The organism is Sorangium sp. So ce1036 (genome assembly GCF_051369805.1).
GTDB classification, from domain to species: Bacteria; Myxococcota_A; Polyangia; order Polyangiales; family Polyangiaceae; genus Sorangium; species Sorangium cellulosum_F.
Genome location: NZ_JBBMOX010000001.1, coordinates 4,544,918 through 4,570,339, shown reverse-complemented (window position 1 = coordinate 4,570,339; position 25,422 = coordinate 4,544,918). Strand labels below are relative to the sequence as shown.

Annotated in this window: 21 protein-coding genes and 1 pseudogene; 11 read left to right on the top strand and 11 right to left on the bottom strand. The window is 73.7% G+C overall.

Annotated elements, in window-relative coordinates; all coding sequences use genetic code 11:
• Positions 1-217 precede the first annotated feature (217 nt).
• On the top strand, positions 218-346 hold the full coding sequence (locus tag WMF31_RS17345; protein ID WP_436603009.1) for a hypothetical protein: 129 nt from the start codon (positions 218-220) through the stop codon (positions 344-346).
• Positions 347-497: 151 nt separating this feature from the next.
• On the opposite strand, the gene WMF31_RS17340 is transcribed toward WMF31_RS17345, so the two are convergent.
• The 3 genes from WMF31_RS17340 to WMF31_RS17330 form a co-directional block, all read right to left on the bottom strand.
• Complete coding sequence (locus WMF31_RS17340; RefSeq protein ID WP_436603008.1) at positions 498-1,232, bottom strand: Uma2 family endonuclease; 735 nt, start codon at positions 1,230-1,232, stop codon at positions 498-500.
• Between the two features lie 172 nt (positions 1,233-1,404).
• Complete coding sequence (locus WMF31_RS17335) at positions 1,405-2,073, bottom strand: hypothetical protein (RefSeq protein ID WP_436603007.1); 669 nt, start codon at positions 2,071-2,073, stop codon at positions 1,405-1,407.
• A gap of 179 nt (positions 2,074-2,252) precedes the next feature.
• Entirely contained in the window at positions 2,253-4,202 is a 1,950-nt protein-coding gene (locus tag WMF31_RS17330; protein WP_436603006.1) for a DUF6345 domain-containing protein, read from the bottom strand.
• A 315-nt stretch (positions 4,203-4,517) separates the two neighbouring features.
• Between WMF31_RS17330 and WMF31_RS17325 the strand changes: the two genes are divergently transcribed.
• The 7 genes from WMF31_RS17325 to WMF31_RS17295 all read left to right on the top strand — a co-directional run bounded on the left by WMF31_RS17325 (position 4,518) and on the right by WMF31_RS17295 (position 12,619).
• On the top strand, positions 4,518-5,630 hold the full coding sequence (locus WMF31_RS17325; protein ID WP_436603005.1) for a polyprenyl synthetase family protein: 1,113 nt from the start codon (positions 4,518-4,520) through the stop codon (positions 5,628-5,630).
• Positions 5,627-6,652, top strand: a complete 1,026-nt coding sequence (gene mvk, locus WMF31_RS17320; protein ID WP_436603004.1) for a mevalonate kinase — start codon at positions 5,627-5,629, stop codon at positions 6,650-6,652. Before WMF31_RS17325 ends, mvk begins: the two co-directional genes overlap by 4 nt.
• Positions 6,649-7,701 (top strand): diphosphomevalonate decarboxylase, encoded by a 1,053-nt coding sequence (gene mvaD / locus WMF31_RS17315; protein ID WP_436603003.1) that lies wholly within the window; start codon positions 6,649-6,651, stop codon positions 7,699-7,701. The genes mvk and mvaD overlap by 4 nt, the downstream gene beginning before the upstream one ends.
• Positions 7,698-8,714 (top strand): hypothetical protein, encoded by a 1,017-nt coding sequence (locus WMF31_RS17310; RefSeq protein WP_436603002.1) that lies wholly within the window; start codon positions 7,698-7,700, stop codon positions 8,712-8,714. The genes mvaD and WMF31_RS17310 overlap by 4 nt, the downstream gene beginning before the upstream one ends.
• A gap of 481 nt (positions 8,715-9,195) precedes the next feature.
• On the top strand, positions 9,196-10,101 hold the full coding sequence (locus WMF31_RS17305) for a hypothetical protein (RefSeq protein WP_242516604.1): 906 nt from the start codon (positions 9,196-9,198) through the stop codon (positions 10,099-10,101).
• Positions 10,102-10,325: 224 nt separating this feature from the next.
• Positions 10,326-11,417, top strand: coding sequence for a histidinol-phosphate transaminase (gene hisC, locus WMF31_RS17300; RefSeq protein ID WP_436603001.1), 1,092 nt, complete (start codon positions 10,326-10,328; stop codon positions 11,415-11,417).
• Entirely contained in the window at positions 11,408-12,619 is a 1,212-nt protein-coding gene (locus WMF31_RS17295; protein ID WP_436603000.1) for a tetratricopeptide repeat protein, read from the top strand. The genes hisC and WMF31_RS17295 overlap by 10 nt, the downstream gene beginning before the upstream one ends.
• An 18-nt stretch (positions 12,620-12,637) precedes the next feature.
• Here the strand turns inward: WMF31_RS17295 and WMF31_RS17290 are convergent, their stop codons facing one another.
• The 8 genes from WMF31_RS17290 to nuoE form a co-directional block, all read right to left on the bottom strand.
• Positions 12,638-13,609, bottom strand: coding sequence for a hypothetical protein (locus WMF31_RS17290; protein ID WP_436602999.1), 972 nt, complete (start codon positions 13,607-13,609; stop codon positions 12,638-12,640).
• A 270-nt stretch (positions 13,610-13,879) separates the two neighbouring features.
• Positions 13,880-15,406, bottom strand: a complete 1,527-nt coding sequence (locus WMF31_RS17285) for an NADH-quinone oxidoreductase subunit N (RefSeq protein WP_436602998.1) — start codon at positions 15,404-15,406, stop codon at positions 13,880-13,882.
• Positions 15,403-17,427, bottom strand: coding sequence for a complex I subunit 4 family protein (locus tag WMF31_RS17280; RefSeq protein WP_436602997.1), 2,025 nt, complete (start codon positions 17,425-17,427; stop codon positions 15,403-15,405). The genes WMF31_RS17285 and WMF31_RS17280 overlap by 4 nt, the downstream gene beginning before the upstream one ends.
• A complete protein-coding gene (nuoL, locus tag WMF31_RS17275) occupies positions 17,424-19,982 on the bottom strand; it encodes an NADH-quinone oxidoreductase subunit L (protein ID WP_436602996.1) in 2,559 nt (852 codons plus the stop codon). The genes WMF31_RS17280 and nuoL overlap by 4 nt, the downstream gene beginning before the upstream one ends.
• A 1-nt stretch (position 19,983) precedes the next feature.
• Positions 19,984-20,295, bottom strand: a complete 312-nt coding sequence (nuoK, locus tag WMF31_RS17270) for an NADH-quinone oxidoreductase subunit NuoK (RefSeq protein ID WP_436602995.1) — start codon at positions 20,293-20,295, stop codon at positions 19,984-19,986.
• On the bottom strand, positions 20,292-20,945 hold the full coding sequence (locus WMF31_RS17265; protein WP_436602994.1) for an NADH-quinone oxidoreductase subunit J family protein: 654 nt from the start codon (positions 20,943-20,945) through the stop codon (positions 20,292-20,294). Before WMF31_RS17265 ends, nuoK begins: the two co-directional genes overlap by 4 nt.
• Positions 20,942-22,294, bottom strand: a complete 1,353-nt coding sequence (nuoF, locus tag WMF31_RS17260; protein WP_436602993.1) for an NADH-quinone oxidoreductase subunit NuoF — start codon at positions 22,292-22,294, stop codon at positions 20,942-20,944. Before nuoF ends, WMF31_RS17265 begins: the two co-directional genes overlap by 4 nt.
• Before the next feature lie 4 nt (positions 22,295-22,298).
• Positions 22,299-22,781, bottom strand: coding sequence for an NADH-quinone oxidoreductase subunit NuoE (gene nuoE, locus WMF31_RS17255; protein ID WP_129348607.1), 483 nt, complete (start codon positions 22,779-22,781; stop codon positions 22,299-22,301).
• Between the two features lie 558 nt (positions 22,782-23,339).
• Here nuoE and WMF31_RS17250 point away from each other — a divergent pair.
• From WMF31_RS17250 to WMF31_RS17240, 3 genes and pseudogenes are all read left to right on the top strand, one after another.
• Positions 23,340-23,600 (top strand): annotated as a pseudogene (locus WMF31_RS17250) (zinc ribbon domain-containing protein); the annotation flags it as partial.
• 39 nt (positions 23,601-23,639) lie between these two features.
• Positions 23,640-24,932 (top strand): hypothetical protein, encoded by a 1,293-nt coding sequence (locus tag WMF31_RS17245; protein ID WP_436606649.1) that lies wholly within the window; start codon positions 23,640-23,642, stop codon positions 24,930-24,932.
• Positions 24,933-25,050: 118 nt separating this feature from the next.
• Entirely contained in the window at positions 25,051-25,410 is a 360-nt protein-coding gene (locus WMF31_RS17240; protein ID WP_436602992.1) for a DUF2752 domain-containing protein, read from the top strand.
• The last annotated feature ends 12 nt before the right edge of the window (positions 25,411-25,422 follow it).

Sequence of the window (25,422 nt, the reverse complement as noted above, 5' to 3'; positions counted from 1 at the left end):
GTTCCAGGCTCGTCGCTCACGTGGCCAGCGCGCCAGCGAGCCTCCTGTTGCGGCTCGCCTCCACACCGGTCCCTCCGCGGCGGACCTCGGACGAACTTGGGCGACGCGTTACTAGGAAACGGGGTGTTTCATTTCCAGTACCCGGCCACACGATTTTTTAGAATGTCGACCGGACGCGCTGCGCTGGAATATTGCAACTTAAACGGATCCGCGTACCGTGCCAGCGCCGTCGAAGCCGGGCTTGAGCGGCGCCGCGCCGGGCAGCGGGCTCGGCACGCTGCCGAGGAGCAAGCCGGGGGCGCTCCCCAGGCTCAACAGGATGACGTCGATCTCCGAGACCGCCTGAGCGCGGCGCCCTTCACATCGCCCTCGCTGCCGATCACGTCCACGAGGTCGCCGCGCTCGCACCTCGTGAGGTCGCCGCGCTCGCACCTCGTCTCGTCGGGGACGACGGCGAGCCCTCCGCCCCGGCGCATGCCCCCACCGCCGCGGACGCTTCAGGACCCGTCGCTGTCCGGATCGATGCCCATCGCGCGCAGCCGCGCCGCGAGCCGGCGCGCGCGCGCCTCGGCGTCGGTCGCGCGCGCCTCGGCGTCGGTCGCGCGCTCCGCGCCGGTCGGCACCACGGCGCCGTCCGCGGTCCGCCACCGCAGCCAGGTCGTGTGGATCCCCTCGAACGTGCCCTCCCAGAGGACGAGCCCGAGCCCCGCGAGCCCGAACCACGGCTCCGTCGGCACATAGAACCTGCCGTGAAGCTCGAAGGCGTGCAGCGGCTGCTCGCCCAGGTGATGTGCGGGATCGAAGACGACGTAATACGGGATCCCCGCCCGCGCGTAGCGCGCCCGCTTCTCGCCGAGCTCCCTGCCCTCCCGGTTCGAGACGATCTCGATGACGATCTCGGGCGCCTTGCCGAACTCCCAGAAGAAGTACGTCCGGTTCTTCTTTGCCCAGAAGTCCTCGCGGACCTGGACATCCAGGCTCAGGAAGACATCGGGGACGATCGGCGGCTCGTGCAGCGCCGGGAACAGCCCGACGTTGGCCGCCGCGACGAACGGGCGCGCCTGGCCGTCCTCGCCGGGCGGGGGGCCGGACCAGGAGCTGTAGAGCGGCTCCGTGAGCAGGCGCTGCTGCTTCTCCGAGGGCAGGTTGTCCACGGGGGTCTCGTCCTCGGTCACGATGCCGGAGACGTCGGGCTCCTCGGGCTGCAGGAGGACGGCGGTCGAGGACCTCATGCCGGAAGATTCCCAACCCAGGGCCGGGATGTCAACGAGGGCCAGGTGGGAAGGCGGGCTCGGAAGGCCGGGCGGGCCCCCGGAGGCCATGCGCGGGGCGGGCGCGACCCGCGAGCCGCTGGCCCCGCCCCCTGCCCGGGCCGACATCGCTGCACGCGCTCAAGGCACGCGCTCAAGGCCCTATCCGGACGAGCCCGACCCAGTCGAGCCGGGCGCCGTCCTCCCGGCACTCGAACGAGACGGTGTGCTCTCCGGGGTCGAGCGCCACGAGGACCTCCGCGTCGTCGGCCTTCGAGTCCTTGACGCGATCGAGGTGGAACTCGGCCCCGCTGAAGCTGTAGACGATGCCCGCCTCCGGCTGGCGATCCACGCGGACCAGGAACGAGTTGTCCGTGCTCGGATTGGGCCCCACGGCGACCTTGACCTTGATCTGATAAGAGCCCGCCTCGCCGACCTCCATCCGGCATTCGACCCGGTCCCCGTGGCAGCCCGCGTCCTCGGGGACGACCACGTACTCCGCGCCGCTCGGGTCGGTCTCGACGACGAACCTGCCGTCCCGCGCGCAGCGCTCGGCCTCGCGCGCCAGCGGATCCCCCTCGCCCCCGCCGGCCGCGCCCGTGGACGCCGAGGACGCGTCCCATTCCGCGGACAGCCCCTCGAGCGAGCAGCCGCACAGGAGCGCCGGGAGCAGCGCGACCCAGCTCCCCCACCCCGGCGCGCCGCGCGCGCCGGCGAGCGCGCGGCGCGCCGGCGCGCGCGGCGACCGGCCGCCGCCCGCGCCTCGTCTCGTTCCTTCATGCAACTCCGGGTGCCCTGTCGGCTGGACAAAGAATGGCAGCATCGCGCGGACCGTCAGCGTCTGATCCAGCGACTCTACCAGCGTCTCGATGCGCCCGCGAAGGTTCTCCAGCGTGTCGATGCGCCGCGTGAAGGTGGTCCTGGCCCCGCGTGGCTCGCCCGGCAGGCGCCGCCGGGGCGCTCGCGGCGCTCGACGCGCGAGCCCGCGGCGAGTGCGGCCGCTCAGGTGGGCCCGGAGATCCGCCAGAACCCGATCCTCGCGGCGCCCCGGAGGTCCGGGCCGACCGGGCCCTTGCCCCAGAAGTGATCATCGTAGTTGGGGATCGTCCAGCCCGGGCCGTACACCCCCATCACGGCGTAGATCACCCTGTCATCCGGCTGGACCTCGATCGCCGTCGTCGCCCACGCCTGCCGCAGCGGCGCCGGGCTCGCCTCGTCGAGCAGGCGGCCCGCGAACAGGGCCCCCTCGGTCGTGTCGTCGTACGAGATGGTCGCGTAGCCGAGCAGGAGGTGCAGGCCGTTGAACGCGCCCGACCAGCGGAAGCGCCACGCGCCCGCGTCGTCCTGGAGCGGGCCGCAGGCGGCGACCACCATCCATTCCAGGTTGGAGTTCCCCCAGTGGGCGTCGCCGAAGTGCAGGAAGCGGTCGCTCATGCTGCTGCAGAACATGAACCCGGAGCCGTTCGCGTGCCCCGTGTAGAACGTGAGATCGACGGAGTCCACGAAGGACGCGTCCTGGCCCCCCATCACCGGATCCTTGAAGTCGATCTCCCACGCGCGCTGATCACCCCAGTTGAACCGGGGCGTCACGCCGCCCGCCTCGAAGCGCTTCAGCAGCCCGTCGACGTTCGCCGCCGAGTGATCGAGGCCGCCGCAGCGCCCGACCCACTCGGCGCCGACCACGCCGCGCCCGTCCTCGTCCGGCGCGGGGACAGGCGCGCTCGGCGCCTCGCCCCCCGGCGCCGCGCGGAGCACCGGGATCGTGCGCGAGGCGGTCGCCACCAGGCCGTCCGCGTCCGTGACGTACAGCGAGAGCGTCTCCGTCTGCCCGCGGGCGAGAGGGCCGCTGCCCGGGAGGGCCATCGGATACCGCACCTCCGCGGCGAGGGGGCCCGCGCCGTCGAGCGAGCGCGCTGACGATACCCACCTGTACGTGTACGGCGCAGTGCCCCCGGCGACGATCGCCTCCGCGGTAACGGTCTCGCCATCCATGCGCACGGCGACGGCGGCGCGCGGAGCGTCCTTGACGGCCGGCACGACCCCCCTGCGCACGTCCACGACCTCACCGCCGGAGAACCGCCGGGCGCTGCATATATAATGAGGCAGGATCCGCGTCACCTCGCGGGAGAGCGGCGGCGCGTAATACACGAGCTCCGGCTCGGCCGCGATCTCCGCGCCGGCGCCCAGCGCGCGGGCGCACAGCGCCGGGGCCTCCGAGGCCGGGACGATCGCGACGTCCTCCCCGCGCTCCAGCTCGCGCCGCGCATAGATCAGGTGGGTCACGGCGCCCTCGGCGTCGAACGTGATCCTGACCTTGGCGCCGGGGCCGATCAGCCGTAGTCCCTCCAGCTCGTCGCGGAAGCTCACCTGCGTGTCGAGCTCGGCCCGCGCCCCCCGCAGCCCCGCGGCGTCGATCGACTCGAAGACGGAGTGGCCCACGGCGATATCGCGTCCGACCGGCAGGCGCGCCGCCTCCAGCGCGGCCCACGCCCGCGCCGCCGCGTCCTGCTCGGGGAGGACGCGGATCGCCGAGAGCGCCTCGAAATCCACGGCGTCATCGCCGGCCACCGTGGCGAAGCCGCGCTCGTCGCGAAATCCGGGCGCGGGCGGGGCGACCTTCCTCGTCGGCAGGCGCTGGAACCGCGCGCGGTCGAGGTATCGAATCGCGCCATCCGGCGCGAGCGCGGCGCCGCCCCGGAACCCCTCCCGCGCGAGCCCCAGCGCGCCTGCGAGCGCGGCCGCCCGCCCGGCGTCGGCGCTGCGGCCGATCACGCGGTAGCTGGGCAAAAAGCTCGCTTCTCCGGCGAGGGGCGAGAGATCGTCCCCCGTGCCGGACACACGGCGATCGGCGCTCTCCTGTGGATCCTCGCGCGCGTGGCCGCCGCCGCACGCCGTGACTCCGGACGCCACGAGGAAGAAGATTCCAAACACCTCAACCGGCGATCTCTTCATGAAGTCCCCCCTTTTCTTCGGTTGCGGCGTGGTCCGGCGCGCAACTCCGGAGGATCGATCTCGCAGGGAGCTTGCGGCGCTCCCGGCCCGCGACGCGCGACCGGCCCGTTGCACGACCCAAGCCACCCCGGGGCCCGCGGTGCGGCGCGGACGCAGCGCGCTCGCGCGGCGCGGGGGTGGGCCGCGAGGGGCGCGGCCACGCCGGCGTCCCGCCCCGGGCCCGGCGCGCGACCGCCGCGGGACACCGGCGCCATCCCCCTTCCGCCGGGCGAGATTGACCGGCTCCCGTCGGGCTCCTAGGCTGCCGCGCACTCCATGACAGCGCACACGAAGGACGCAGCGCGCGCCCCGCAGGCCGGCGATCGGACGCTCGAAGGGACCGCGGACCCAGGCGCGCGGCTGTTCCTCGACTTCCTGTCGTCGATCCGCCCCGAGATCGAAGCCGCCCTCGAGCGGCGCTGGCGCGACAAGGTGAGCGACGTGGAGCGCTACGGCCGCGAGGTCGCGGCGATGGCCATGGAGGCCAGGAGCCTGACCCTGCGGGGCGGCAAGCGCTTCCGCGCCGGGCTGCTCGTCGCCGCCTACCAGGGCGTCGCGCCCGACGCGCCGCTCGCGCCCGCGATCGACGCCGGCGTCGCGCTCGAGCTGCTCCAGACCTACCTGCTCATCCAGGACGACTGGATCGACGGCGATGCCGTCCGGCGGGGCGGCCGCACCGTGCACGTCGGGCTGACCGAGGTGCTCGGCGACGCGCACCTCGGCGCCTCTTCCGCGATCCTCGCCGGCGATCTCACCTGGGGCTTCGCGCTGAGCACGCTCGCGGCCGCCGCGGCGCCCCCGGACAGGACGCTCGCGGCCGTGCGGAGGTTCTGCAAGATGCACGAGGACGTCGTGATCGGGCAGCACCTCGACGTGGTCGGCCGGGCCGAGGACGTCGAGCAGATGCACGCGCTCAAGACCGGCAGCTACACGGTGCGCGGCCCGCTCGCGCTCGGTGCCACGCTGGCCGGCGCGCCGGCCGAGACCGTGGCCGCGCTCGAGCGGTTCGCCGAGCCGGTCGGCGTTGCCTTCCAGCTGCGCGACGACCTGCTCGGCACCTTCGGGAGCGCCGCCGCCACGGGCAAGCCGGTCGGCAACGATCTGCGCGCTGGCAAGCGCACCGCGGTGCTCGCGTCGGCCGAGGGGCGCCTCGACGCCGCGGGGCGGAGCGCGCTGGAGCGCGTGCTCGGCCGGAAGGACGCGAGCGACGAGGCCGTGGCGGACGCCGCCCGGGCGCTCGAGGCGTGTGGCGCGCGGGGCGCGGTCGAGGCGCGGCTGTCGGCCCTGTGCGGCGAGGCCGAGGTCCTCGGCCGCTCGCTGCCCGTGATCGAGCGGGCCCGGCAGATCCTGTGCGGCGCGGCGAGCGCGCTCCGGTGGACGGGCGCATGACGGAGGCGCTCGGCGCCGCCTCGGGCAAGGTCATCCTGCTCGGCGAGCACGCGGTCGTGTACGGGGCGCCGGCGCTCGCCGCCGGCATCGAGCGCGGCGCCCGCGCCCGGGCCACCCGCGCCGCCGGCGCGAGCGCGCTCTGGCTGGGCGGGCGCGAGGACGGCCCGCTGCCGGCCGGCGGCGACGTCGCGGAGGCGTTCGCGGCGCTGCTCGCGGAGCTCCCCGGCGCGAGCCCGGCCCGCGTCGAGGCGGAGAGCGATCTGCCGCCCGGCGGCGGCCTCGGGAGCTCGGCGGCGCTCGGCGTCGCGATCGCGCGGGCGATCTCCGCGCTCACGCCCCTGGGCGAGCCCGCGCCCCCGGGTGAGCCCGCGCCGACGGAGCCCGCCCGGGCCACCCACGCCGGCCCGGCGGAGCGCGTGCTCGCGGCGGCCGCCGCCTGGGAGCGGGTGTTCCACGGCAACCCGTCGGGCATCGACACCACCGCGGCGGCCCTCGGCGGGTGCTTCCGCTACACCCGGGCGCACGGCGCGACCCCCGTCGTCCCGCGCGACGACCTCTGGCTCTGCGTGGGCTCGACGGGGACGCCGTCGTCCACGCGGAGCATGGTCGAGCTCGTGGCGCGGCTCTTCGAGCGCAAGCCCGCCCTGGCCGAGCGCTCCATCGCCGGCATCACCGCGCTCGTCGAGAACGCCGCGCTCGCGATCCAGGCCGGCGATGTCGTCGGGCTCGGCCGGCTGATGGACCTGAACCAGATGCTCCTCGCCGGGATGTTCGTCTCGACCGAGGCGATCGAGGCGCTCTGCCAGCTCGCCCGCGAGGCCGGCGCGCTCGGCGCCAAGCTCACCGGCGCCGGCGGCGGCGGCTCGGTCCTCGCGCTGCTCCCGCCGCCCGAGCCGGGCGACGACGGCGCGCCCGGCGCGGCGGAGCGCGTGCTCGCCGCCTGGCGCGACGCGGGGTACAGCGGCTTCGTGACCAGGGTCAAGGGGGGCCTTTCGACGACGGAGCCAGAGAAGCACGCATGAGCGTCGTGAGCCGGGCGACGGCGATCGCCCACCCGAACATCGCCCTCGCAAAGTACTGGGGCAAACGGGCCTACGGACACAACCTGCCCGCGGTCCCGAGCCTCTCGGTGACGCTCGCCGGCATGGCGACGACGACGGAGGTCGCCTTCGACGCGTCGCTCGAGCGCGACGAGCTCCACCTCGGCGGCGCGGCGCTGCCGGAGGGCGCCGAGGCCACGCGCCGCGTGGCCGGGCTCCTCGACCGGGTCCGCGCCGCGTCGGGGCGGCGCGAGCGCGCCCGCGTGGTCAGCCGGAACGACTTCCCCACCGCGGCGGGGCTCGCCTCCAGCGCGTCGGCGTTCGCCGCGCTCGCGCTCGCGGCCAGCGCCGCCGCGGGCCTGCCCACCGCGCCGGCCCAGGTGAGCGATCTCGCCAGGAAGACGTCGGTCTCCGCCGCGCGCTCCGCGTTCGGCGGCTTCGTCGAGCTCCGCGCCGGGCGCCCCGGGGACGAGGCGCTCGCGGCGACGCCGCTGGCGCCGGAGGACCACTGGCCGCTCGCGGTCGTGATCGCCGTGACCCGCGAGGGGCCGAAGGACGTGGGCTCCAGCGACGGCATGCGGCACACGGCGGCGACGAGCCCGTACTTCCCCGCCTGGGTCGACGCCGCGCCGGCGCTGTTCGAGGAGGTGCGCGCGGCGGTCCTCGCCCGCGATTTCGCGGCCCTCGGCGCCGCGGCCGAGGCGAGCGCCCTCCGCATGCACGCCTCGAGCATCGCCGCCGCGCCGGGGCTGCTCTACTGGACCGGCGCCACCGTCGAGGTGCTCGCCGCGGTGCGGCGGCTCCGCGGCGAGGGCGCGCCGGCGTTCTTCACCATCGACGCCGGGCCGCACGTGAAGGTCTTCACGACGCCCGAGGCGCAGGGCGCGGTCGAGCGGGCGCTGCTCGCCGTCCCCGGCGTGCTCCGCACGATCTCGGCCGTCCCCGGCGGCGCCGCCCGCCTCGCGCCGGCCAGCGCGGCCGGCGCGCCGCCGGCGGCCGGGGGCGCCGCGGACCGGAGCGCGGGCGCGTGATCGTCCGGGCGCCTGGCAAGCTGGTCCTCTCGGGCGCGTACGCCGTGCTCGAGGGCGCGCCCGCGCTCGTGGCCGCGGTCGACCGGTACGTGATCGCCGATCCGGCGCGCCCCGCCGAGCGCGTCACCGAGGAGGTCCAGGCGGCGATCGACGCCGGCGCGCTCGACCGGGCGGTGTGGTTCGACGCGTCCGCGCTCCGGTCGACGGAGCCGGCGGCCGCCGGCGGCGCGCCGGCCGCGCTGGCCGGCGCGAGCCGCAAGCTCGGCCTCGGCTCGAGCGCGGCCATCCTCGTCGCGACGCTCGCGGCGCGCGCCGCGGCGGCGGCCGCCGGTGCCGCGGCGACGGCCGCGGGCGCCGCGGCAGGAGCGGCGAGCCGCCGCGCGGCGCCCGCGTGGGACACGCGCGCGATCTTCCTCCAGGCGCTCGCGGCGCACCGGCGGGCGCAGGGCGGCGGCAGCGGCATCGACGTCGCGGCGAGCGTCCACGGCGGCGTGGTCTGCTGCCGGCTCGGGCCGGGCGGCGAGCTCGCGGTCGCGCCGCACGCGCTGCCGGGCGGCCTCGCGATCGAGGTGCTCGCCAGCGCCCAGGCGGCGCGCACGAGCGCCATGCTCGAGCGCGTGCGCGCGCTCGCCGCGCGCGAGCCCGAGGCGCACGCCGCGCTGCTCGGCGCGGCCGCCGCGTGCGCGCGCGCCGCCGTCCTGGCCATGGACGTCCGCGCGTTCATGGCCGCGCTGGACGGCCAGGTCGACGCCCTCGCCGAGCTCGGCGACCGCGCCGGCGCGCCGATCGTCACCCCCGAGCTCAGGCGCCTGCGCCGCGCCGCGGCCGCCGAGGGCGCCGTGCTCGCGCCGAGCGGCGCCGGCGGCGGCGACGTCGCCCTCTTCGTCGGCGGCGCGCCGCCCTCGGCGGCGTTCCTCGCGGCCGCGCGCGCGTCCGGCATGGAGCGCGAGCCGATGTCGCTCGGCGCCCCCGGCGTCCACGCGCTGGACGCCGACCGTCCGCCCCACACCTGAACGCGCCCCCCCGCCGGGCGTGCGCCGCGCGGTGCCGCGGCGCTTGGCACGGCGCCCGCTCTGCTCGCTCCGGGATCCATCGCGACGCTGCGCCTCGGCGCCGCACCGCGGGTGTCCGCGGGGTTTTTGAGATGCGAAGAGCATGGAAGGCACGAACTTCATGGAGCGCGCGACGCCGTCATGCCGTCAGGAAAACCCAAATTTCCGCGGATTTACCGCATGGGCGGCCGATGAGCGCGGCGGGCTCCGGGTCCTCCGAGGCGGGCTCCGCCGGACTGGCCGCCGCCGGCGTGAGCTCCGCGAGCGTGAGCTGCGTTCACAGGGCGCCGGGGCGCCGGGGCGGTGCGCGGGCATCGGCTGACCGGCTGTTTCCCGCCGCAGGGGGTGGTGAACGGGGCGAGGTGGCACGAGGACCAGAGGACCAGGTGAGAAGGGGGGCTCCATGACGAGGTGCGATCGAGAGCTTTGCCGGTTGGAGGATGTGCTTGCCGCGAGCATGGCCGAGTCGCGGGCGACGCTGGCCGCGTTCGGCGTCCAGGTCGCACCCGTGCGGCGGCGCACCGCGCGCACCTACCTGGGGCGCGTGCTGGTCCACCCGTACAACCTGCTCGTCGTGGGCAGCGCGCTCCTCCTGAGCTTCATCGGCTGGAGCCCGCTCCTCCTGCTGCTCGGCCTCGGGGCGGAGCTCGCGATCCTGTGCATCGTCCCGTGGCGCGGCTACTTCCGCCAGCGCATCGACGCGCAGCTCGACGAGATCGATCGGGCGTCCTGGGCGAGGGCGCGGGAGTCGCTCATCCGGCAGATGGACATCCGGCACCAGCAGGAGCTGGCGAGGCTCGATCGGCTGATCGAGCGGACCCGCGAGAACATCCGGCGGCGCGGCGGCGCCGTCCCGATGCTGCTCGACGACGGCTTCGGGCTGAGCCACCTCCTCATGAGCTACATCCGCCTCGCGATCGCGCACCGGGCCGGCCAGGAGTCGCTCGCGATGACGAACCATACCGAGCTCATGGAGACGATCCGCTCGCTCGAGGCGGTCCGGAACACGTCCGCGGGGCGGACGCGCGGTCTATCCGAGCGGCGGCTCTCGATCGCCTACCGGCGCGCCGAGTGCTGGAGCCAGACGCGCGAGGGGCTGGAGGTCGTCTCGCAGAAGCTCGCCACCATCCTGGAGCTCATCCAGCTCATGCACGAGCAGTCGATGACGCCGGTCGACTCGCCGTCGACGTGCGCGGAGATCGATCGGTTCATGCGCGAGCTCGACGACCTCGACAACGGCGAGAGCACGCAGCGCGAGCTCGAGGAGCTCGACGTCGAGAGGGCGTTCGAGCTCGAAGAGCTCGAGGCCGAGCAGGGCCGCCCGGCGATGCGCCTCGTCGCGCGCTGACGCGCGGACGACGCGCGTGAGGCGCACGCCGGTCTCTCGCGAGCCCGCCTGAGTGTGTTCCGCACGATGGGCGCCCGCTCCTGCCTGCTGGTCACGCGACGTGCCCCGCCCGTCGTTCCGGCCTGATCGCCCCTCTCCAGCACGTCGGCCACCGCCTCGGGGGTCGCCTGGTAGTATACCGCTCCCCGAACCCCCCGCGCCCGCGACGGACGCGGACCGAACCGATGCCGCCGCCCGACTTCCTCCCTGCGCTCCTCCGCCCGGAGCTCGCCGAGCTCCACGCCTACACCCCCGTCGCCGGTCAGTTCGCCGTGCGCCTCGACGCGAACGAGAGCCCGCCGCTGCTCTCGGCCGAGGCGCGGGCCGCGCTCGCGCGCGCCGTGGCGCCCGAGGACTGGGGCCGCTACCCCGACGCGCGCATGCTCGAGCTCCGCGAGGCCATCGCCGCGCGCTGCGGCGCCGAGCCCGACGAGATCCTCGCGGGCGCAGGCTCCGACGAGGTGATCGCGACCTTGCTCACCGCGCTCAGCCGCCCGCGGCCGGGCGCGCCCGCGGCGAGCGTCGTGACGGTCACCCCCACCTTCGTCATGTACCGGCTGAGCGCGCGCGCGCGGGGCCTCCGCGCCGTCGAGGTCCCGCTCGACCCGAGCTGGGATCTCGACGTCGCGGGCCTCGTGCGCGCCGTCGAGCTCGCCCGCCCCAACGTGGTCTTCATCGCCTCGCCGAACAACCCGACGGGCGCCCTCATGTCGCGGGACCGGCTCGAGGCGGTCCTCGCCGCGGCGCAGGACGCGCTGGTGATCGTCGACGAGGCGTACATCGATTTCGCGCCGCACGATCAGCTCGCCCTGCGGCGCACGTACCCGAACGTCGCCGTGCTGCGGACGCTGTCGAAGATCGGCCTCGCGTCGCTGCGCGTCGGCTGGCTCGTCGGCGCCCGGGAGCTCGTGGCCGAGCTCGACAAGGTCCGCCAGCCCTACAACGTCCCCGTCCCGTCGCAGCGCGCCGCGGCCTTCGCGCTGCGCGAGCTCGACGGCGAGCTCCGCAGCGCGGCGGCGACCGTGGTGAGCGAGCGCGAGCGGCTCGCGCGCGAGCTCGCCGGGCTCGGGCTCGAGGTCGCGCCGAGCCACGCCAACTTCCTGTGGGTCGGGACGCGGCGCCCTGCCGGCGAGGTGTTCGAGGCGCTCGCCGCGCGCGGCGTCCTCGTGCGCAGCTTCCACGCGGCGGGCGGGCGCCTCGCCCGGAGGCTGCGCATCACCGTCGGCCTCCGGGAGGAGAACGATCGCCTCCTCGCCGAGATGGCCGCGTGCGCGTAGCCCCGCCGCCGCGAGCTCGCCGCGAGATCGCCGCCCTGCCGCGCCGTCGCGGCGCGCGCGCCGCCCTGCCGCGCGCGGGCGCGCTGCTCGCGCTGCTCGCGACCGCGCAGGGCTGCGGCGCGCCCACGGTCGCGCGCTCGGTGGACGGCTTGATCGTCGAGGGCCGCTTCATCTCCCCGCACGCCTACGCGCTCTACGCCATCGGCGCCGAGGCCGAGGCGCGCGGCGATCTCGAGCTGGCCCTCCTTTCGTACGAGCGGGCAGAGGACAGCGACCCCGAGAGCGCGGACATCTGGACCCGCGTCGGGGCCGTCCGCTGCCGCCTCGGCCGCGGGGAGGCCGCGGCCGACGCGTTCGAGCGCGCCCGCGCGATCGATCCCGAGTACGAGCCGGCCCACCGGGAGCAGGCGCGCTGCGATCTCGCGGCCGGCCGCCTGGAGGCCGCGCTCGGCCGCATCGACCGGGCGGTCGCGCTCGATCCCGACCGCGACGACGGCCTCCTGCTCCGGGCCGAGATCCTCCGGCGGCTCGGCCGGACGGACGACGCGCGCCGCGCGTTGCGGGCGCTCCTCGTGCGCCGCCCCCGGTCCGTGGACGCCTGGCGGGCGCTCCACGCCGTCGCCGTGGCGGCCGCAGATCGTCCGGCGGCCGAGCAGGCGTCGCGGCGCCTGCTCGAGCTCGCTCCATCGAGGCGCGCCGCCGCGCTCCCTTCGCCCTCGCGGCCGCTGCTGGCCGAGCTCGACCGGGCGCTCCAGTCGGGGCAGCTCCGCCGCGCGCGGCGCCTGGCGCGCGACGCGGGGCTGCCCCCCGCCGAGGTCGCGGTGCGCGCGGCCGCCCTCGGCCGCGCCCGCGAGGCCCACGAGCAGGCCGAGCTCGTCTCGGGCGCGGACCCGGCGAGCGCCTCGGCCCTCGTGGCGCTCGCCGTGGCGGCCGACCTGATCGGCGACGAGGCGACGCTGGCCCGCGCGTGCGACGCGCTCCACTCGCCCGCGGCGGGCAGCGGCCCCACGGTGCCCCCCTCGCCGCTCGCCCGGCTGCTCTTCGCCGAGCTGCTCTCCCGGCGGGTCGGCGGCGACGCCGCGCTCGCGTGGCTGGGCCCGCTGCCGGCGGTGCCCGCGGCCGGCGCGCCGGATCCGCTCTCTCAGGAGGTCGAGCGGCGCGTCCGGCGCGAGCTCGCCGGGCGCCCGCCGGCCGCGCCCTGAACCCGGGCCCGGGGGGGCTCACGGCGACGCCGGATCGCCCTTGACGCGCTTCTTTGCGTTGTGCTTCTCGAGATCGAAGCGAAGCTCGAAGTCGAGCGTGTTGTCGCCCTCCTTGATCTCGATCTGCTTCTTCGAGTCCTGGCCGAGCGCCGGCAGGAGGGCGGCCGAGAACACCTTGCCCACCGGGATGCCCTTGATCTCGTACCGCCCGTCGAGATCGGTCACGTCGTGCGTCGCGTACTTGAGCACGAAGACGTCCGCCTTGAGGAACGGCTTCGCGAGCTTGTCCGTGAGCTGGTAGTAGCCCGGCTGCAGCGGGGTGAACGTCACCGGGTCGCCCTGCGGCATGGCGACCATGACCGCCGTGAAGGGGGCGCCGTCGAGGTTCGGCATGTACGGCTCGAGCCGGTCGAGGTTCGCGACCTCGACCCGCTGCCCGTACGACACGGCCACGGTCCGGCTCGAGAACGCGCACCCGTGGATGGTCACCTTTTCGGTCTCCTCGCGCTCGGGCACGTAGCCGTCGTAGTTGACGACGGTGACGAGCGCGTCGGCGAGCCCGTTGTTCTGGCCGACCCGGAACAGCCTCCCGTAGGTGGCCGCGGCCTCGCCGCACTTGCCGACCGGGAAGCTGAGCCCCGTGTCGGGCGGCGGATCCCCCACGATCGTGACCCGGCCCCGCAACGTCCCCGTGGGCCCGCTGTGCGGCGGCTGCTTCTTCGGGTTCATCACCTTCAGGACGTCCTCCGACGTCAGCGAGATCTGGGGCACTCGCTGCGGCTCGGCCTGGGCGCTCGCCGCCGCGGGCGCGCTCGCTGCCGGCGCCGCGCTCCCCGCCGGCGCGGCGCTCCCCACGGTCGCCGCGCTCCCCGCCGGCGAGCTCCCTGCCCCGCTGCCGCCCTGACACCCGACGGCCCCGAGCAGCGCGAGGCCCGCCGCCCGCACCCACCCAGCGCCCGCATTCGCCAGAATCGTCTCGCCAATTCGCATCGGCGCCGACTTTAGCAACTTGCGAGCCGCGCGCGATCCGCACGACGGAGCGCGGCGCGCAGAAAACGGCGGCGCCGACGGCGTCAATCGAGTTGGCGGCGGGACGCCCCCGAGGTGAGCGCCGCCACAAGGCGGGAGGAGATCACGTGACGCTGCGGGCAATCAACCCACCGCGCAGCGGAGCCGGCCGGGGACCGGCCCGGATGGTGTCCCCGTGCAACCGGGGACGGAGCTGTCGTGTGGGGGGTCTGGAGCGCCTGTTCGGCGCTCCTAGAGCGAGGCGAGGACCGCGCGGACGGCGATCCCGAGGGAGGTCGTCGGCCAGATGCCGAGGACCATCACGAGCGCCGCGGACACGACCAGGGCCGCGTTGACGTAGCCCGAGCGCATGGGCCGGGCGATCGGCGCGCCGGGCGCCGGCTCGCGCATGTACATGAACACGAGCACCCGCAGGTAGTAGTAGGCCGACAGCACGCTGTTGAGGAGCAGCGCCACCGACAGCGCGTACAGCTCGGCGCCCATCGCCGCCTTGACGATGTAAAGCTTGCCGAAGAAGCCGGCCGTCGGCGGGACGCCGGCGAGCGAGAGCAGGAACAGCGAGAAGGCGAGCGCGGCCACGGGGTGCCGCTTGCCGATGCCGGCGAGGTCCTCGTAGCTCACCGCCTCGGCGCCGCGGCTGCCGCACAGGATGAGCGTGCCGAAGGCGCCGACCGTCGAGACCGTGTAGACGAGCAGGTAGAACATCACGCTCGCCTGCGCGTCCTCGCTCGCGCGCACCGTCGCCGCGACCCCGACGAGCAGGTAGCCGGCGTGGGCGATGCTCGAGTAGGCGAGCATCCGCTTCACCGAGTCCTGCCGGCCCGCGATGAGGTTCGCGACCGTCATCGTGAGCAGCGCCATCACCGCCACGGCCGGCGGCCAGCCCGCCGCCCACGACGCGAGCGCCGGATCGCTGAACGCGCCGAGCAGCACGCGGAGGAGCGTCGCGAACGCCGCGCCCTTCACCGCGACCGCCATGAACGTGGTGGTCGGGGTCGGGGCGCCCTCGTACGCGTCGGGCGTCCACATGTGGAACGGCACCGCGCTCACCTTGAACGCGAGCCCGACGAGGATCAGCGCCACCCCGATGAGCAGGAGCGCCGGGTTCGGCGCGCTGGCCCCCTTCGCGCCGGCGATGGCGTCGCGGATCCCGGCGAGATCGGTGTGCCCCGTCGCCCCGTAGATCAGCGCGCCGCCGTAGAGAAGGAGCGCCGCCGCGAACGAGCCGAGCAGGAAGTACTTGATCGCCGCCTCGGCGCTCCGCGGCGACGTGCGGCGGAAGCCGGTCAGCGCGTACGCCCCGAGCGACATCGTCTCCAGGCCGAGAAAGAGCGTCAGCAGATCCCCCGCCCCGGCGAGGATGATCGCGCCGACGGTCGAGAAGGTCAGGAGCGGATAGAACTCGCCGCGGTCGAGCCGGTGCTCCGGGAGGTACCCCCCCGCGAGCAGCGCCGCGAGGGCGCCGCTCAGGCAGAGCATGAAGGAGAAGAACAGCGTGAAGCGGTCGATGATCAGGTACGGGGCGAGCGCGTCGACCCCGTCCAGCGTCTCGGGGCCGACGAACCCGACCGCGGCCGCGAACACCGCCCCGGCGAGGAGCGTGATCGCGGTCCCGAGCGCGATGTCCGACGAGGGGCCGGACTTGCGGTCGTGCGACTCCTCACGGCGGCGCGAGAACGCCTCCGCGAGCATGAGCAGCATGCCGCCGAGCGAGACGACGAGCAGCGGCGACGCCGCGAGGAACGGTCCGTAGCTCATCGCCCCGCCTCCTCGCCGCGCGCCGCGAGCGCGCCCCCCGCCCGCCGCGGGGCCCGGGCCTCCTCATCGCCCTGCCCTGCGCCGCCCTCCGGCGCGCCCCCGCTGGGCCGCAGCGCGGGCGCCCCCTTGAGGAACGCAGGGGAGAACGTGTCCTCGGGCAGGAGCTTCGCGTCCCGTTCGTCCGCGAAGAGGATCGCCTGACCGGAGACGACCTTGAACTGGTTGTACGTAGACAGGACCGACTCCTTCATCCGATCGAGGAAGATCGCTGGGAACAGGCCGATCACGAAGATCATCAGCACGAGGGGCGCGAGCGCGAGCGCCTCGCGGGGCGTGACGTCGGGCAGGTGCTTGTTCTTCGGGTTCGTGAGCGGGCCGAAGAACATCTTCTGCACGACGCTCAGCATGTAGACGGCGGCGAGGATGACGCCCGCGGCGGCGCCCACGGTGTGGAGCCCGCTGAACGTCCCGAGGCGCTCGGAGACGTAGGTCCCGGTGATGATCATGAACTCGCCGATGAAGCCGTTCGTGCCGGGCACGCCGACGGAGGCGAACGTCACGATCAGGAAGAGCGTCGCGTAGACCGGCATCACCTTGGCCAGGCCGCCGAACTCGGAGACCAGGCGGGTGTGGCGGCGGTCGTAGATGACGCCGACCAGGAGGAAGAGCGCGCCGGTCGAGATGCCGTGGTTCACCATCTGGAGCACCGCGCCCTGCATCCCGCTCGGCGTGACGCCGAAGAGCCCCAGCATCACGTAGCCCAGGTGGGCGACCGACGAGTACGCCACGAGCCGCTTCACGTCGGCCTGCTTCCAGGCGACGAGCGCGCCGTAGAGCACGCCGCCGAGGATCGCGATGCCCGCCAGGTTGGCCGCGAGGCTCGACGCCGGGCCGGGGAAGAGGCCCATCGAGAAGCGCATGTACGCGTACGTCCCGATCTTCAGCATCACCGCGGCCAGGATGACCGAGCCGCCGGTCGGCGCCTGCACGTGGGCGTCCGGCAGCCAGGTGTGCACCGGCCACATCGGCACCTTGATGAAGAACGCGAGCGAGAACGCCCAGAAGAGGAGCATCTGGGTGTCGCGCGGCAGCACCACGCGCGAGAGCGCGAGGTAGTCGAACGTGTACGCGCCCGTGAGCTTCTGGTTCGCCCACACGAGGTACACGATGCCGGCCAGCATCAGCATCGAGCCCGTCATCGTGTAGATGAACAGCTTGACCGCGGCCTTGATCTTCTCGACGCCGCCCCAGATGCCGATCATCACGAACATCGGCACCAGCATCAGCTCCCAGAAGACGAAGAACAGGAAGAGGTCGAGCGCAAGGAAGGCGCCGAGCATCGCCCCCTGGAGGAGCAGGAAGCAGAAGCAGAGCTCCTTGATCCGGGTCTTGATCGAGCTGAACGACGCGTACGCCGCGATGGGCGCGATGAACGTCGTGAGCAGGACCAGCCAGAGGCTGATGCCGTCGATCGCGACGTGCCACCGGATGCCGAGCGACGGGATCCACTCCTTGATCGACTGGAAGTGCCAGCCCGGCGTCATCGGCACGCTGAGCAGCCAGAGCGACGCCACGAAGCCCACGCCGAGCACGGCCAGCGTGAAGCCCCGGAGCAGCGAGAGCATCTGCCGCGGCACGAACAGCACCGCCGCGGCGCCCACGAACGGCAGGGCGATGAGCAGGTCGAGCAGCGACGACCACTCCCCGTCCGCGGACGCGGCCGCGGCGGCGCCGGACGGCCAGAGCCACTGCACGCCGAGGACGGTGAGCGCGGCGATGAGCCCGAGGCCGAACCGCTGCCACGGGGTCCACGCGGAGCCCGCGGCCTCGCCGGCGTGGGCCTCCCCGTGATCATCGCCGCCCGCGTGGTGGTCGTCGCCGCCCGCGTGGTGGTCGTCGCCGCCCGCGTGGTGGTCCACGTCGCTCGCCTGGGCGCTGTCCGTGCCCCGCGGGAGGAGCGCCCCGGCGACGCCGGCGGCGAGCGCCGGCCAGTTCTGAGTTACGAGGTCGAGCGCGCTCATTGCAGGCCTTCCGGCTTGATCATGTCCTGGGTCGGCTCCGCCGGGGTCGCCCCCGCGGGGAGCCTGGGCACGTTCGGGGTCACCATGGAGGTCGGGCCCGTCGGGAATCCACGGCCCGTCGGCCGCACGAAGGAGAAGGTCTCGGTCGCCTCGCGATCGAACGCGTTGCGCACGCGGAGCACGACGTCCTTCTTCTCGCCGGGCTCGAGCTTCAGCGTGAGCTCGTTGTCCTCGGAGAAGTCGCTCGCCGGCACCCCGGGCGCCTCCCAGCGGTACCGGTAGCCGAGCCCCGGCGCCGCCGTGAGCGTCACCTCACCGGACCGCCGCAGCGCCGCGTCGTCGACGGTCGCGTCGGCGTGCGGCCGGACCAAGAACCAGCCCGTGGCGACGAGGCCGACGACGATCGACGCGGCGTAGACCTGCACGCGGCCCGTCTGGAGCGCGCGCAGCACCGTGCCGAAGAAGCCGACCAGCGCCGCGGAGAGCTTCGCGAGGACGCCATCGATGATCCACTTGTCGGCCGTCGTGAAGATATCGGCCAGCGCGTCGACCATGCCCACGACCGTGGCGTCGTAGAGCTCGTCGATCCGCCACTTGTCGTAGATGAGCCGGTGGAGCCCCGGGAACCGCTCGGCGAAGCTCTTCTCGGGCTCGCCGCGGCGGTTCCAGTACACGAACATCGCCGCGCCGGTGCCGGCCAGGAACGCGCCGACGCCGGGGAGCATCATCGGGAAGAGCAGCCCCTCGGTGCCCTCGCGCGCCTGGATCGCGCTCGATGCGCCCGCGAAGACCGGCTCGAGCAGGTGGGCGAGCGGCGCGAACGCGTGGTTGTGGGTCAGGTGCACGAGCGGCTCCGCCATGAGGAAGCCGGCGAAGACCGAGAACGCCGCGAGCACGAGCAGCGGGATCGTCATCGGCAGCGGCGACTCGTGCGGCTCGGGGCCCTCGAGCTTCTCGCCGTGGCCGTGGTGATGATCGTGGTGGCCGTGGGGGTTCGGGTCCTTCCAGCCGCGCACGATCGTCCAGCCGCGGAACTCGCCGTGGAACGTCATGAAGTAGGCGCGGAACATGTAGAACGCGGTCATGGTCGCGGCCGCGATGCCGGCCCAGTAGATCGCCGGGCCGAGCCAGTCGGGCCACTGCCACGCCGCCTGCCCGCGCGCCGCGACCGCGGCGACCTTGCCGGAGAAGGCGCGCCACAGGATCTCGTCCTTCGACCAGAACCCGGCGGAGAAGGGGAAGCCGGCGATCGAGCAGCAGGCGAGCAGGAACGTCAGGTGCGTCAGCGGCATGAACCTCCGCAGGCCGCCCATGTTCCGCATGTCCTGCGACTGGTCGGTGTCGTGGATGCGGGCGTGCATCGCGTGGATCACCGAGCCGGCGCCGAGGAAGAGGCAGGCCTTGAAGAAGGCGTGCGTGAAGACGTGGAAGAAGCCGGCGGCGAACGCCCCGACGCCCACGCCGATGAACATGAACCCGAGCTGGCTCACGGTGGAGTAGGCGAGGACCTTCTTCAGATCGTGCTGGAACAGCCCGATCGAGGCCGCGAACAGCGCCGTCAGCACGCCCACCACCGCGACCACCGCCATCGCGAACGGCGACAGCACGAACACGGCCGCGAGCCGCGCCACGAGGTAGACGCCGGCGGTCACCATCGTCGCGGCGTGGATGAGGGCCGAGACGGGGGTGGGGCCGGCCATCGCGTCGGGCAGCCAGACGTAGAGCGGGATCTGCGCGCTCTTGCCGGCGCAGCCGAGGAACAGCGCGAGCCCGACCAGGGTCGAGGCGTACACGAGCACGGGCTGCGCCGGGACGAGGAACTCCAGGAACCCGGGCACCGTCGCGGCCGACATGTTGCCGATCGGCCAGACCTTCACCGCCGTGAGCAGGCTGTTCGCGTTCGCCGCGATGCCGTCGAACGTGAGCGTGCCGCCGTAGTAGGCGAGCATGGCCATCGCGACGAGGAGGCCGAAGTCGCCGATGCGGTTGACGACGAACGCCTTCTTGCCGGCGGTCGCGTTCTTGTCCTCCTTGAACCAGAAGCCGATGAGCAGGTAGCTGCACATTCCGACGCCCTCCCACCCCACGAAGAGGACGGGGAGGTTGTCGGCCATGATCAGCACGAGCATCGAGAAGCAGAACAGGTTCAGGTAGGCGAAGAACCGGTAGTAGCCCGGGTCCTCGCGCATGTACTCGGACGAGTACAGGTGGATGAGGAAGCCGACGCCGGTGACGACGAGCATCATCGTGGCGCTCAGGCCGTCGACGCTGAAGGCGACGTCGATCGGGATCGACTGGCCCATCCGGCCGGTGATCGAGAACCAGTGCCACGCCGTCCAGCTCAGCTTGCCGCCGTCGTGCGGCAGCAGGAGGAAGGTCACGACGCTCGCCAGGAAGGCGCCGCCGAGCGCGGCGAGCGCCATCAGCCGGACCGCGTCCTTGCCGAGGCGCTTGCCGAAGAGGCCGTTCACGAACGCGCCGAGCGCCGGCAGGCCGAGCACGACGGCGAGCAGCGCGAACTCCGACGCGGGGAATAAGACTCTCAGGGCTTCCACGCTAACTCCTCAGGAGATCGGCGTCGTCCGAGCGCATCGTCTTCCGGACGCGGTAGAACGCGAGCACGATCGCGAGCCCCACGGCGGCTTCCGCCGCCGCGATGGCGATGACGAAGAAAGTGAAGATTTGCCCGGCGTGATCGTGCGGGTGCATCCGGTTGTACGCGACGAGCGTGAGGTTCACGGCGTTGAGCATCAGCTCGATGCTCATCAGGAGGACCAGGAGGTTCCTGCGCAGCAGGAACCCGGCCGACCCGATCACGAACAGCACCGCCGCGACGACGAGGTAGTACTCGATGGGGACGGAGATCACGACTTGGATTCCTTCGTCGACATGGTGAAGTGGCCGGTGAGGGCGCCGGGCTGCGGGTCCGGCGTGGCGGCGTCCCGGGCCGGGACCTGATCACGCGGGTCCGGCGAGCCGGCGCTGGCGGGGAGGAGCGTGGGGTCGACCTGCCGGCCGCGGGCGACGGCGACGGCGCCGATGACCGCGACGAGGAGCAGCGCCCCCGAGAGCTCGAACGGCACGATGCCCTTCGTGAACAGCTCGTGCCCGAGCGCGTCGATGGTCCCGAGCGACTCCGGGGCGGGCGGCACGGCCGCGGCGCCGGGCTTCGAGGCGCTCGCGACGAGGGCGAGCGCGCCGAGGCTGCCCGCAACGAAGACGCCGGCGCCGATGTAGCGCGGCACCGCGGTGCGGGCGTCGCGCGGCGACGTCGCCGACGGGCCGAGGAGCATGATCACGAAGAGGAAGAGGACGACGACCGCGCCCGCGTACACGAGGATCTGGATCGCGGCGAGGAACTCCGCGGACAGCATCAGGTAGAGGCCCGCGATGCCGAAGATCGTCGTGAGCAGGCCCATCGCGCTGCGGATGGGGTTCCTGGCCGCGACCGTGGCCAGGCCGCCCAGGAGGACGAGCAGCGACGCGAGAGCGAAGAAGCCGAATTCGAAGATTTTCACGGCGAGAGCACCCCTGTCGACGATCGCCCCTTGGTCTGTATGTACGCCTCGAGCTCTTTGCGGAACTTGCGCAGGAAGCCGAGCGCGGGCATCGCCGTGCCCTCGCCGAAGGCGCAGATGGTGTTGCCCATGATGTTGTCGGCGATCTCGTGGAGCCGATCGAGCTCCTCGATCGTCCCCTCCCCGTGCACCACGCGGTCGAGGATCCGGTGGATCCACGCGCTGCCCTCGCGGCACGGCGTGCACTGGCCGCACGACTCGTGGCGGTAGAAGCGCATCAGGTTGTGCATGGCGAGCACCGGGCACGCCTTGTCGCTGAGCACGATGGCGCAGCAGGTCCCGAGCATCGTCCCGAGCGCGCGGAACGTGTCCACGCCGAGCGGCACGTCGAGCACGCTCTGGCCGTGCCACGGGTGGAGCGGCGACTTCTCGCTCGGCGCGTTCACCACCTCGTCGGCGCGCAGGATCGGGCACGACGAGCCGCCCGGGATGACGCCGAGGAGCTTGCCGTGCTTCACGCCGCCGCCGAGGTCGTAGATGAGCTCGCGGAGCGTGAGCCCGACGGCCGCCTCCCAGATGCCCGGGTTGTTGACGTGGCCGCTCACGCCGAAGAGCCGGACGCCGCCGTCCTTCAGGTGGTGCAGCGCCGAGAGCTTCGAGAAGCTCTCGCCGCCGAGCTCGAGCGCGGTCGGCACCGCGGCGATCGTCTCCAGGTTGTTCACCGTCGTCGGCATCCCGAACGCGCCGAACTGGGCGGGGAACGGCGGCTTGAGCCGCGGCTCGCCGCGCTTGCCCTCGAGCGAGTTGAGGAGCGACGTCTCCTCGCCGCAGATGTACGCGCCGGCCCCCGTGTGGACGTAGACCTCGACGGGGTAGTCGATCCCGAACGGGCGCTTGCCGAGGTAGCCCTTCGCGCGCGCCTCCTCGATGGCGCCCCAGAGCCGGGCCTTCGAGAAGTGCAGCTCGTCGCGCACGTAGATGTACGCGGCGTGGGCGCCGATCCCGAAGCAGCCGATGATGCACCCCTCGACGACCGCGTGGGGGTTCTTCTCCATCAGCGTGCGGTCCTTGAAGGTGCCGGGCTCGCCCTCGTCCGCGTTGATGACGAGGTAGTGCGGCCGCTCGGGCTTCGGCGGCCACGGCATGAAGCTCCACTTCACGCCCATGGCGAAGCCGGCGCCGCCGCGGCCGCGGATGTTGGCCGCCTTCATCTCCTCGACGAGCGCCTCGCGCGTCATCCCGAGGGCGCGCTTCGCCTGCTGGTAGCCGCCCCCCTTCTCGTAGACCGAGAGCTTGTGGCCGTCGGGCGTGTCGTAGTTCCTGGTCAGGTAGCGCGTCAGCCGCAGCATCTCGTCACCTCGTCAACCGATCGAGGATCGCGTCGACCTTCTCGAGGGTGAGCCCCTCGTGGTAGTCGCGATCGACCTGCATCATCGGGGCGGTGCCGCACGAGGCGAGGCACTCCGCCGTGCGCAGCGTGACCTTCCCGTCCTTCGTGGTCTCGCCCGCGCGGATCCCGAGCCGCTTCTCGCAGTGGTGCAGCACCGCGTCCGCGCCGTTCAGGGCGCAGCTCAGCGTCCGGCAGACCCAGACCTGGTGCTTGCCCACGGGCTCCTTGTTGAAGAGCGTGTAGAAGGTCGCGACGCCCTGTACGTGCGCCGCCGAGAGGCCGAGCTGCTCGGCGACCCAGCGGATCACCCGCTCGGAGACCCACCCCTCCTGGCTCTGGCAGAGGTGGAGCACCGGGATGCACGCGGCCTGGCGGTTCGGATAGCGCGCGAGGATGTTCTCGAACTCGGTCCTTCGCTCGGCGCTCAGTGCAAATTCATGCGTCATGTCGGCTGCTGGCACGGTCCGCTGGCTCCCTGGGCGCGCCGCGTCTGGCTGCGCGCCCGCTTCGGCATGGAGTCGGGACTCCGCGACGCGGGTCCCCATCCAACGAGGGGCTCGCCCGGCAGAGCCGGGCGCACCCTCGTGCGCCCCCTGTGTGGAGGCGCCCGCCGGAGGCGGTCAGCCCCGCGCACCGGCGGCCGGGTATTCGGTTATCCGTCGTACGGAGCCGTTCCCGAGGCGCGGGCACGCTAGTGAGCGACGGTGGCGGATGTCAAGGCACGCCGGGGGGAAACCTCCGGCGAATAACAGAAAAGCGCGGGTCGACCCAGAAACCGGGTGCGGGGGTGCTCCGGCGCCCGGCGCTCCGGCACACGCGCCGGTCCACACCCCCGGGCCCCCGCTCCACCTGCGCGCCGCGACGGCCCCGAAGTTCAAGGACCATCTGCCGTCAAGCCCCTTGGTGGCTGGTGCCGTGAATTGACCGGTTGAATCCGGAGGTTCCAGGGCGGCCTTTGCCCAGCGCGCGCTTTTCCTGGAGAGGAGGCGCACCCGGGTGAGCGCGTGCGCTGCGCCGCCGATCTGCAAGAACTCCCTGGGTTTTCTGTCGAGGAAAGCGTAGCCTCGGGCGTCGTCCGTGGCGCTTTTCGTCTTTCGCTTGAGAACCGGAAGGCGCTTCAACTACCCTCCGCGCCCATTGCGACGCGCGCAGGGCGCGGCATCCGTAGTAGCAGCGAACCCCCCATCCGGAGGTGGTGCGTGTTCTGTCCGAATTGTGGGACGCAAAACTCGGAAACGGCGTCCACGTGCACGAAGTGCGGCTTCAACCTGAAGGGAGCGGCCGCGCCGAAGTTCAAGGGCACCATGCTGATGAGTCAGCCCTCGGGAGCGAGCCCGCCGCAGGCTCCGGGGGCGCCTCCGCCGCCGGCGCCGCCCGCCGGCGCTCCGCCGGGGATGCCTGCGGCGCTGCCGAATCCGCCGCAGGGGCTGGCCGGCACGATGGTCGGTGTTCCTCCGGCAGGGCTCGGCGCTTCCGCGGGGCCCCCCCCTGCGCCGCCGCCGCCCGCGATGGGCGGCTACGGTCCTCCGCCGTCCCCCGCGTCGCCGCAGGCGTCCGGCCCGGCGTTCGGCGGCGCGGCCGCGAGCCCGTCCGGCGGCTACGCGCCGTTCGGCCAGCCGCCCAACCAGGGCGTGAACCCGCTGGGCGGCACCATGGCCATCGATCAGATGCCGCCGTTCGGCCCGCCCGGCGGGCCGCAGCAGCCCGGCGCGGGCGGCGGCGCGCAGCCCGGCGCGTTTCCGCCGCCCGGCGGCAGCTACGGCCAGCCCCCGCAGGCGGGCGGCGCGGGCGGCAGCCCCTACGGAGCGCCCCCGGGCCAGGACCCGATGGGCGGCCCCGGCGGCGCCCCTCCCGGCTACGGCCAGCCTCAGGGCTACGGTCAGCCTCCCGGGTACGGCCAGCCCCAGGGCTACGGTCAGCCCCAGGGCTACGGCCAGCCTCCCGGGTACGGTCAGCCCCAGGGCTACGGCCAGCCTCCGCAGCACGGCCCGAGCGGGTACGGGCCGCCTCCGGGGCAAGATCCGCAGGGCGGCGGCTACGGCAGCCCCCCGGGGGCCTACGGCGGCGGCAGCGGCCCTCAGGGCTACGGCGCGCCCGCCCAGGGCTCGAGCGATCCCGGCGCGTTCGGCGCGGCGCCGGCGTACGGCTCGTCGCCTTCGGCGTACGGCGCGGCGCCCGGCGGCGCTCAGCTGTCGGCGCCTGGCCAGTTCGGCCAGGCGGCCAGCAACCTGGGCGTCTACGGCGGCAGCGGGTCGCTTTCGCCGGGCGGCAAGGGCGAGACGCGCAACCCGGTCATGGTCTGCGTGATCGGGATGGTCTGCTTCATCTACGCCATCTGGCAGCTCTGGGCGATGCTGAACGAGCTGCAGCAGGCGACCAAGGATCCCGAGTTCAAGCCCTGGTACGTCTTCATCCCGCTGCTCAACTACTACTTCCTCTGGGTGAAGGTGCCCGAGCAGGTGACCAGGGCCAAGCAGATGGCGGGCTCGCGCAACCCCCAGGCAGAGGGCATCGTGCTCTACATCTTCCTGCCGCTCTATGCCCTCGCGAAGGACCTCAACGAGGTCTGGGACCCGAACGCCGCGCCGGCGTCGTAACGCGCGCCGCCGCCTCTCTCCGTTGTCCTCGCCCCCATCGAGCAGAGCCCCCTCGCCCGCTCCACCGGCCGCATCCCGGTGGAGCGCGGCGTCCCCGCTCGGCCGCGCCGCCCGCGTCGTGGCGGTCGCGGCGGCGCTCGGGCTCGCCGTGGCGTGCGGCGTCCCGCTCTGCCCGTTCGCGATCGTCACGCGCCACCCCTGCCCCGGCTGCGGGCTGACGCGCGCGACCCTCGCCCTCGCCCAGGGCCGCGTGGCGGAGGCGCTGCGCTTCCACCCGCTCTGCCCGGTCGTCGCGCCGCTCGTGATCGCCGCGCTCGCGTACAACGCGGCGATCTACGTGAAGGAGGGCCGCATCGCCGCGGCCGAGTCGCTGCAGGGCGCGTGGGTGACGCGGCTCGGCCTGGCGCTTTCGGCCGCGATGCTGGCGGTCTGGATCGCGCGCTTCTTCGGAGCGTTCGGCGGCCCCGCGCCGGTCTAGCGCCAGCACCCC